8 protein-coding genes are annotated in these 9740 nt (G+C 45.4%); 6 read left to right on the forward strand and 2 right to left on the reverse strand.

Features of this window, described 5'->3' with window-relative positions; genetic code table 11:
• Window positions 1-130: 130 nt before the first annotated feature.
• Entirely contained in the window at window positions 131-697 is a 567-nt protein-coding gene (locus C7B77_RS15670; protein WP_219892167.1) for an HNH endonuclease, read from the reverse strand.
• A 666-nt stretch (window positions 698-1363) separates the two neighbouring features.
• Here C7B77_RS15670 and C7B77_RS15675 point away from each other — a divergent pair.
• The 6 genes from C7B77_RS15675 (at window position 1364) to nspC (ending at window position 8439) form a co-directional block, all read left to right on the forward strand.
• Window positions 1364-2326, forward strand: a complete 963-nt coding sequence (locus C7B77_RS15675; RefSeq protein WP_181243877.1) for a CHAD domain-containing protein — start codon at window positions 1364-1366, stop codon at window positions 2324-2326.
• Between the two features lie 76 nt (window positions 2327-2402).
• Window positions 2403-2810, forward strand: a complete 408-nt coding sequence (locus C7B77_RS15680; RefSeq protein WP_106306613.1) for a DUF1823 family protein — start codon at window positions 2403-2405, stop codon at window positions 2808-2810.
• 130 nt (window positions 2811-2940) lie between these two features.
• Window positions 2941-4137 (forward strand): saccharopine dehydrogenase family protein, encoded by a 1197-nt coding sequence (locus C7B77_RS15685; RefSeq protein WP_106306616.1) that lies wholly within the window; start codon window positions 2941-2943, stop codon window positions 4135-4137.
• 451 nt (window positions 4138-4588) lie between these two features.
• Entirely contained in the window at window positions 4589-5311 is a 723-nt protein-coding gene (locus C7B77_RS15690) for a hypothetical protein (protein WP_106306619.1), read from the forward strand.
• Between the two features lie 63 nt (window positions 5312-5374).
• On the forward strand, window positions 5375-7216 hold the full coding sequence (locus C7B77_RS15695; protein ID WP_181243878.1) for an SWIM zinc finger family protein: 1842 nt from the start codon (window positions 5375-5377) through the stop codon (window positions 7214-7216).
• A 65-nt stretch (window positions 7217-7281) separates the two neighbouring features.
• On the forward strand, window positions 7282-8439 hold the full coding sequence (nspC, locus tag C7B77_RS15700) for a carboxynorspermidine decarboxylase (RefSeq protein WP_106306625.1): 1158 nt from the start codon (window positions 7282-7284) through the stop codon (window positions 8437-8439).
• A 52-nt stretch (window positions 8440-8491) separates the two neighbouring features.
• Here nspC and C7B77_RS15705 read toward each other — a convergent pair whose 3' ends face one another.
• Window positions 8492-9622: a quinone-dependent dihydroorotate dehydrogenase gene (locus C7B77_RS15705; RefSeq protein ID WP_106306628.1), complete on the reverse strand. Its 1131-nt coding sequence runs from the start codon at window positions 9620-9622 to the stop codon at window positions 8492-8494.
• Window positions 9623-9740: the final 118 nt, after the last annotated feature.

Raw genomic sequence — 9740 nt, forward strand, 5'->3', positions numbered from 1 at the left:
GGGCTTCCCCCCCCAACCCCCCTTATAAAGGGGGGCTTTTTCTTGCTCCCTCCCCTTTATAAGGGGAGGGCTGGGGTGGGGTAACACAAACTACGCAGCAACTCAAATGACGTGTAGCTACAGATATCACCTAGCTGCTGTGTTCGCGACTTTGCCAAAATTGTTCGGCAAAGGCGACGGTGGGATGCATCGGTGCTTTGGGCTTAGACTTAAGTACCATCGAGGTTTCATTGAGATATTTGTCACCCTTCTTGTGGTTGCAAGTTTCACACGCGATCGTCACATTATCCCAGGTGTGGGTACCACCTTTGGAACGCGGAATGACGTGATCGATCGTTAGTTGTTTGGCACTCCCACAATACTGACAGCGATGTCCGTCCCGCCTAAGCAGCTCGCGCCGACTCACGCTCGGCAGTTTCCACAACCGTTCGGCGGTAGTGGTTTTGAGCCGAATATGATGCGGAACTTCTACCGCAACTGACGGGGAATGCAATACCCACACTAGCTTAGTATCCTGTAAGTCTAGAGGTTCGGCTCTGCCACTCAACAGTAGGCTAATCGCACGGCGGATATTAATCCGTGCCATGGGTAAATAATTGGTCGAAAATACTACTACAGAATTATTTAATACAGAAGGAATTTTGGATCGCAGATCGGATTGCTTGCCGTCTGAGATCCCCATAGTGGCAGGTTTCATAGTATTGAGCCTCCTACGAACAACCCCCGTTGTCTGTGGCAGACAAGCGGGGGTTACAAGAAGATGTAGATTGTGTTCTTGTTTATTTATGCAACCGAACAACATCTAGATAGTGATGTTATGCCAGTTGGTTTCCCGCAATGCTTGAATGGTAATCGATGCAGTGATTTGTCAGCCGCAATTTCAATGTTCGCTATCCGATCGTTAGAGTTAAGCTCCGCCGCGTCTAGTTGCCACAAATCACTCTCACCGCTTTGTTGGGCGGTAAAATAATTTAGGAGCATAGACTGAGGACAGAAGTTAGACACGAACGTTGAGTAGGTTAAGGTGGATGGCGATCGAGATCGAATCGTTTTGCTATTGACGTTCGCGTAGCGTCCGCCTTGCGGAATCGATCTGTCTTGGCACGAAATTGGTAGCTTAGACAGCTAGCATGGAAATGCTAATTAACTTTTAATAATACAATAAATTTTGTCGAGATGTCTAGTATATATCGCTCTCAATTTGCCAAAAATTTAGCGTAGCATCTTGAAACCTATGGTTCGAGCCATGGCTGTAAAAAATGTCACATATTCAGGGAAAATGGTGATGAGATAATGATTGGGCTAAGATCGAAGTAGATTAGCTTCTCCTCACACTCAAGGAATGACGCTCGTGGATCGAAATTTGACATTATCACCCCAAGAGTGCGCCAGCACGCCAGTTACGCTAGCTGACTACATCTATCCAGCCATCCAAAAACAGTACATTACCATCATTACCTTAGAAGCTGACGTGCTCGCCGATGAGGATCTCGAAGCCGTACATCAGATGCGAGTGAGCTTGCGCCGCTTGCGATCGCAGATTCAAGCCTTCGCGCCGATTTTGGATATCCCCAAAGTCATGGGCGTCAAGCAAATCGGCCAAATTGGAAGAACATTAGGCAAAGTTCGCGATTTAGACGTATTGCAAGAGCTGCTTAAAAATTATCGATCGAGCTTGCCAGAGTCAGAGCAAACACACTTAGAAAAAGTTGCAGCGACCCTCGTCAAACGTCGTCGCAAAGAAATTTCAAAAGTTAAATTGATGCTCGACGATCGGGAGTATCAATATTTTAAATTAGGCATGAATAATTGGCTCAATAGTCCTCAATACATGCCTAATGCGAGAATTGAATTCGGCTCGATTTTACCAGACTTACTATTGACTGTCGCCGGACAACTTTTCCTCAATCCGGGTTGGTGGATCGATCTAAATTCAGAAACAGAAATCGGTTTGGAGTCGGGAGTTTCACAATTACTCACGATCCATGGTGAAACTATGCACGGACTCCGCAAGCAAGTTAAAGCTCTGCGTTATTTGATGGAAATGTTTCCCGATCGATATCCCGATCGATATCGCGACCATCTCAAAGATTTCAAGCAAATTCATCAGATATTTGGTAATATTCAAGATAACTTAGTTTTGGATAAATTTATCCGCAAAGCTTTAGGTAAACGATCGCCCATCAAATTACCAACGCTCTACGAACGAATCGCGCGGAGCAATTATCTCAACTGGCAAAATTGGCAGCCAATTCAGGAACGATATCGGCAATCGGAAACCAAGCATAACTTTAAGTTAATGCTGATTCAAGATATAATTAAGTGAATCGATCGTCGATAATTGAGAGTGAAAACTTGGTAAATTATAGAAATTAGATCGGGGCGATGTTTCGATAATTTATATGGATAATGGCGACTTGGCGATAGATTACTCAAGTCTGGAATGGACTGAGCTACCACCCCTCAACACCGATACGATTTGGACAATTATTAACGAGTCGATAAGCGACATGCAAGTAAATCAGATCCTCTGGCATTACTTAGGCTATCGGTACAACAACGGGGAAAATAGTTGGGATCTCAGTCGAGTTGCTCCCGAATGGCGCGAAGTTTACCCCACACCACCAGATTTTATCGCCAGTCGTCCCGCGACGGTCAAACTCACTCGATCGATCCCGCCAGAGCACAAACAACTGCTCAAAGAACAACTCGGCTTTAAGGGTTACAAAATTGGTGAATTTGGCCCACGTCAGACGCGTAGAGCCACAGCAGCCAGTTGGTTGTTAGCCTACATGGCTAGCGGGGTATAGTAACTTGGAGACAGGGGGACTGGGAGACTGGGGGACGAGGAGACTATCGATTGTCAATCCTCCGCAGCTACTCACGCCTCCCACACTCAAAAGCTGTTAATGAAAAAATCACTTTATTCAGGGAGAAAATATGGCACGGGTAATGATTGTAGGTGCAGGTGGAGTCGGAAATGTCGTCGCACATAAATGTGCCGCACGCGCCGAATTTACAGATATTTTGCTAGCGAGTCGTAGCGTGGATAAATGCGAGCAGATCGCTGCTAGCATCGGTTCGCCCAAAGTCACAACAGCCGCGCTCGATGCCGATACAGTGGCAAATACTGTCAAACTGATCGAAGAGTTCAAACCAGATCTGCTGATTAATGTCGCACTCCCATATCAAGATTTGGTATTGATGGATGCTTGTCTCCAAACAGGCATTCACTATCTCGATACGGCGAACTACGAACCGATCGACGTAGCTAAATTTGAGTATAGTTGGCAATGGGCATATCGCGATCGCTTCAAAAATGCCGGACTGACAGCAATTCTTGGTTGTGGATTCGATCCTGGCGTGACTGGCGTATTTAGTGCCTACGCACTCAAACATTATTTCGATGAAATCCACTATCTAGATATCATCGATTGTAACGACGGCAATCACGGTAAATCATTTGCCACCAATTTCAATCCCGAAATTAATATTCGCGAAATTACCCAACCAGGACGATATTTTGAAAACGGCGAGTGGGTAGAAATCCCGGCACTATCGATTCATCGCCCGATTCCCTATCCCGAAATTGGCGATCGCGAGTCGTATTTACTCTACCACGAAGAACTCGAATCTTTAGTTAAAAACATCCCCACTCTCAAGCGCGCGCGGTTCTGGATGACATTTTCTGAAACCTATATTACCCACCTCAAAGTATTAGAAAATATCGGGATGACGCGGATCGATCCGATCGAATATCAAGGCAAAAAGATCGTCCCATTACAATTCCTCAAAGCTCTCCTTCCCGAGCCTGCTTCTCTAGCGACTAATTATACCGGACAAACCTCGATCGGGTGTCATATAACTGGCATTAAAGATGGCGTAGAGAAGAAATATTACGTCTACAATAACTGTCAACATGCGGCAGCATATCAAGAGGTAGGATCGCAAGGTATTTCCTATACAACTGGCGTTCCGGCGGTGGTTGGTGCATTGATGATAGTTAATGACAAGTGGAAAAAGCCAGGAGTATTTAACGTCGAAGAATGCGATCCAGATCCATTCATGGAATTACTCGGCCCGATGGGGTTACCTTGGCATGAAGTATTCGATGGTGTATCGCCATTTGAGAATTAAAAGATCTGGAAATCGTGGTAGGGGCAATTCATAAATTGCCTCTACCTATTTTTTAAGTATATGTGTGTTTGATTAGTTGTTACTATATTGGCGGTTGAACCTAATAATTAAAGTGAGTTCAAGATAAGGAAAATTGATTTGCTCCGTTTTACCACCGCCCTGAACTAGAAGTTCGGGCTAATAGCTCAAGTTCTCTAAAGAGAACTGCTAAATCCGCTTAGTTCGTTTTAACGAACTTTTGCTATTAGCCCCAAATTCATTTGAGGGCGGTACCAAAACGGAGCGAGAAATCATCGCTCGTCGATCCTTATCCCGAACTCACATTAAGTCTTGAATGCATTACTATTTTTAATAGTATTGGTAATTGTCGAGCGATCGTAATAATCTAAATTTTTAGCTCTGTCTGGATTTGCTATGGGGCAGCAATCTCAATACTTTTACTTGTCGATCGATGGAGAAAATCAAATTGGAATTAATAGAAGAGAGCAGCATACATAATGTTTATACCCCTCCCATTTCATTTGGAAGTATCCCTTCATGGGCAATAGTAAAGACTTTTGCTCAGTGTGAAGAATTGTATTTGAATGGTAATGATGAGGATGATTTCACTCAGCCATCATTGGCAAATATTGAGTCGGGTAAAATATTGAAAGGAATGTTTTCTTGTAATAACTTAGGCGACTGGGAACTTAGCGAGAGATTCTGGTTTGTCTACAAGCCAGATTTATCTACTACCACTTGGTTTGACAATAAACCTGAAGAGCTGTCTCAATCTGCAATAGTTCTTGCAAACCCAATCGAAACAATCGACAGTATACAGTGTTATATTAAATTTCACATCGATCTAGTCATTCCATTTTCAAAAATTGCTAACTACTTCGAGCCAACAGATTGCCAAATTCCACTACCAGGTTTTAATGGATTGACGGAGCAAACAAAATACAGCTATTGGCAAAAGTATATTAGAATTACAGACGGAAAGCTTATGTTTTTTGAAGCATATGATGGCTCAGGATATGCTTGTGAATGGTTTGTTTGTCAGAAAAGAGATGAATATAAAGCTCCAGTAGTTATTCTTTATTCTCATAGTTTTGGGTCATTTTCATTTACTGTTTTTGGTAATTGTGTACTGACTTGCGAACAATGGGAGAACATAGATAATTGTTGCCAATAGCGTTCTCGGACATAAGTCAAGCTATGCTCGATCGTGAGTAGTTTTCATAGAATGAATCTCATTATGCACATCGCAAATCTCGATGAAACTACCCTGCGCTACCACGCTACCGACAAATCATTCCAGCGGGGTGAATCTTACTACCAACAGGGAGCGGTAGTCGATCTTTGTCAACGGGGAAATTGTCTCTATGGTGAAGTAGAAGGAAACGAAGTCGAACCTTACCATGTCACCATTCAATTTGATGCTGGCGGCGTGACGGAAGCCGAATGTACTTGCGAGTATAGTTTTGAAGGCTGGTGCAAACACATCGTCGCTGTGGCTCTGACTTCGATTCGCAAATCGGAAACAATTCACCAACGTCTGTCTTTAAATGAGTTGCTCGATCGATTAAACCACGTCCAGACTCAGACACTGGTACAAGAATTAGTAGCTAGAGAACCGGATTTATTGGATCGGATCGATCAATTTGTCAACAAGATTTCTCCTCCCATCGTTGGGCAAGTTTCTACAACAGAAACCACCGTAACCCGCCCCAAACGTCAGACGAGTGTCGATCCTCAACCTTATCGCTACCAAACCAAACAGATGATGCGAAACTGTTTGCAACATTGGGAAGAAGGCTGGGAAGAAAACCCGATCGATACTGATTTACCAGAGATCTTAGACCAAGTGCAAGCTTTTATCGACAATGGCGATGGTAATAATGCGCTGGTGATTTTAGCAGCAATTACCGAAGCTTGTATCGAAGATTGGGACGAGGTAGCTGACTATGGTGCAGAGGGTGACGATCTCGTGGCACTGCTCGATCCGATTTGGGCAACAGCGGTGTTGACGGCAGAATTAACGTCGTCAGAAGCGATCGATATTCAGGTAAATTTGGAGGAATGGCAAGATCGTCTGGGTGGTAGCTTTGAAATCTGCTCTGAAGCGTTGCGTCAAGGCTGGGATACACCGGAGCTTCTAGCAGTTCTCGCAGGGGAAAGCGAAGATCTGTGGGAAGAGGAACGACCGAGTTATGCGGATAAATTAGCGCGGATTCGATTGGAGCTTTTGAATTTACAAGAACGCTACCCAGAGTATTTGAACCTGGCGCGAGCGGAGGATCTGGTTGAAGAATACCTGGTGATGCTGGCACAATTGGGGCGGATTGCCGAAGTCATGGCGGCGAGCATTCGCCTCAAGGATGCCGGACAAGCACTCGCTGTAGCGAAGGTATTGAGAGAACAGGATGCGCTTGCGGAGGCACTTCTCATCGCGAAAGCGGGATTGGATTTACCCGATCGCATTTCCGCAGCACCTGCCGAGCATCAGTTCTTCAACATCCATCAGAGTCCGCTACTAGATCGACATCGCTACGAATTAGCCGATTGGACGAGCGAATTGGCGCAGGGATTGGGCGACCAACCTACCGCTCTATCCGCGCGAATTACCGCTTTTAAGCTGCGTCCATCGATGCGAGGATATCAACAAGTCCGAACGCTGGCAGGCGAGGCTTGGCAGACCTTACAGGCCGATTTGCTGCAACATTTACGAACGATGGATAGCTGGAGCCATGCCGAAGCTAAAGTCCAAATCTTTTTGCATGAAGGCTCGATCGATGATGCGATTTCTACTGTCACCGATAGTTATGCCAGGGGCAACTTAATTCAATTGGTGATGGATGCAGCCATGTCTCATCGACCGGAATGGGTAATTGCGAAGGCAATTGCGCCAGCGGAAGATATTATGAATCGCGGCAAAGCCGAATCTTATCAAGAGGCTATAAGCTGGCTGACTAGAGCGCGCAGGGCATATATTCAAGCTGGAAGAGAAGCCGAATGGCAGGACTATCGCGCCCGGTTAGTTTCTACACACGGGCGCAAACGTAAACTGATGGGCTTAATTGACTGCGCGGATTTGTAGGTGCCATAGAATTGCTAAAATTGAGATTGGGTTAATACCTCTCTACCCCATAATTTTGAGTAAACATGACCCCAGATAACAACGACGTGTTAGCCAATATTCCCTCGCCTTGTTTCGTACTTGAAGAACAACTGCTAGCGCGAAACCTCGCCATATTCGATCGAGTCCAAAAAGCTGCCCCGATTCGGATTATGCTCGCACTCAAGGGGTTTTCACTCTTTCATAGTTTTCCCCAGATTCGCACCACACTTAAAGGGGCTTCCGCTAGCTCTCTGTGGGAAGCGCGACTAGCAGCGGAGGAATTTGGCACTGAAGTACATGTTTATTCGCCTGCCTATCGCGCTGAAGATGTGCCGGAGATTCTGCCCTTAGCCTCGCATATGACCTTCAATTCGATCGGTCAATACTCCCAATTTCGATCGCAGATTGAGGGTGCTGGCACTGCTAAACCATCGGTAGGACTGCGGATAAATCCCCAGTATTCGCCTGTCCAAACCGCACTTTACAATCCTTGTCAGCCTTCAACCCGATTGGGGATATCACCAGAACATTTGGGTGAGACTTTACCCGAGGGAGTCGATGGTTTCTTATCGCACAATTTGTGCGAGAGCGATTCATTTGCATTAGAAAAAACGATCGCGAATATCGAACAATTGTTTGGCAAGTTTTTACCGCAACTTAAGTGGCTAAATTTTGGCGGTGGTCATCTGATGACGCGCAAAGATTATAATTTAGACCACGCGATCGAAATCTTGAATGCCTTTCACGATCGTCATCCTCACATTCAACTACTAATGGAACCAGGCTCGGCAATCGTCTGGGAAACTGGATTTTTGACTGGTAAAGTGTTGGATCTAATCCCCACTAACGATGTCGTCAATGTGATGTTAGATGTATCATTTACCGCCCACATGCCCGATTGTTTGGAAATGCCTTACAAGCCAGCAATTCGCGGCGCGCGGGAGCCAGAAGCTGGCGATACGCTGTATCGGATGGGTGGTTCTAGTTGTCTGGCGGGTGACTTTTTAGGCGACTATGCGTTCGATCGGGAATTAGCGATCGGCGATCGATTGATATTTGAAGATATGATGCACTATACGATGGTCAAAACTTCAATGTTTAATGGTGTCGTGCATCCCTCGATCGGCAGGCTCGATAAAGATGGTAACTTCAAGCTCTGGCGCGAGTTTGGTTACGAAGATTATCGATCGAGATTGGGCTAATTCGCAAACCTTCAAAAACCCAACTTCTGTAGAAGTTGGGTTTTTTGTAAATCTAATCTTCTCCTATACCAACAGCCTCAGCGATCGATCCTAACCCCCGAGATTCTAATTTAGCTAATAATCCCCTTAAGATTCGATCGACCATCCAGGGGCCATTATAAGTCCAACCCGTATAAACTTGAATCAAACTCGCTCCAGCGATAATTTTATCCCAGGCATCATCAGCAGTAAAAATCCCACCCACGCCAATAATCGGCAAACTGCCACCCGTCTGCTGATGGATAAACCGGATAACTTCGGTAGACTTTTGGCGGACTGGCGCGCCGCTAATTCCACCTGCTTCTTCAATTACTGTTTTACCCGTCCGCGCGATAATTTTAGTAGTTAATTGCGATCGATCCAATGTCGTATTCGTCGCAATAATGCCCGCTAATTTAGATGCTTGCGATAATTCGACTACCGCTGAGATATCTTCCCAGGCGAGATCGGGGGCAATCTTGACTAAAATTGGTTTGCGACCTTGATTTTCTTGTTGTAAAGTATCGAAAATAATCCGCAAAGGTTCGATTTCTTGTAACGTTCGCAAACCGGGCGTATTTGGCGAACTGACATTGATAACAAAATAGTCGCCGAGATCTTTTAACCGTTGAAAACTGCCTAAATAATCCGTCGCAGCATCTTTTAGCTCTGTAATCTTTGACTTACCTAAATTAATCCCGATCGGAATGGTAAAATCGCCCTGAGGTCGCTGTTGCAGTGCCGCAGCCATCGCCGCACTACCCAAATTATTAAATCCCATCCGATTTAATGCCGCACGATCTTGGGGCAATCTAAATAAACGAGGTCGCTCGTTGCCAGGTTGCGGATGATAAGTCACCGTACCGAGTTCGGCAAACCCAAAGCCTAAATACTGCCAGATCCCCGCTGCAATTCCATCTTTATCAAATCCAGCCGCTAACCCCACCGGATTGGCAAATTTCAACCCGAACAAAGACTGTTCCAACTGTCGATCGACCCGACAAAAATACTGCTGGAAGCTCGCTTTCGCAATTTTGGTCAGGGGGGATGTGGGAGTGGAATCGATCGCGTGTAGTAGGTTTAGGGACTGCTTGTGGACGACTTCTGGATCGGCTTTGAGAGCCGAAAATAACAACGGACGAACTGCAAGTTGATAAATATCCAAAATGATTACAATCGGCGGCGAACTTTTAACTATCGATGATGTAAATATATTTTAGCCGATCGAGTCTCGCCCGATCGTACCCTCGATCGTCTGTAGCACTACATTTAGGGCACTCGAT

It is taken from the genome of Chamaesiphon polymorphus CCALA 037, from assembly GCF_003003845.1.
Classification (GTDB): domain Bacteria; phylum Cyanobacteriota; class Cyanobacteriia; order Cyanobacteriales; family Chamaesiphonaceae; genus Chamaesiphon; species Chamaesiphon polymorphus.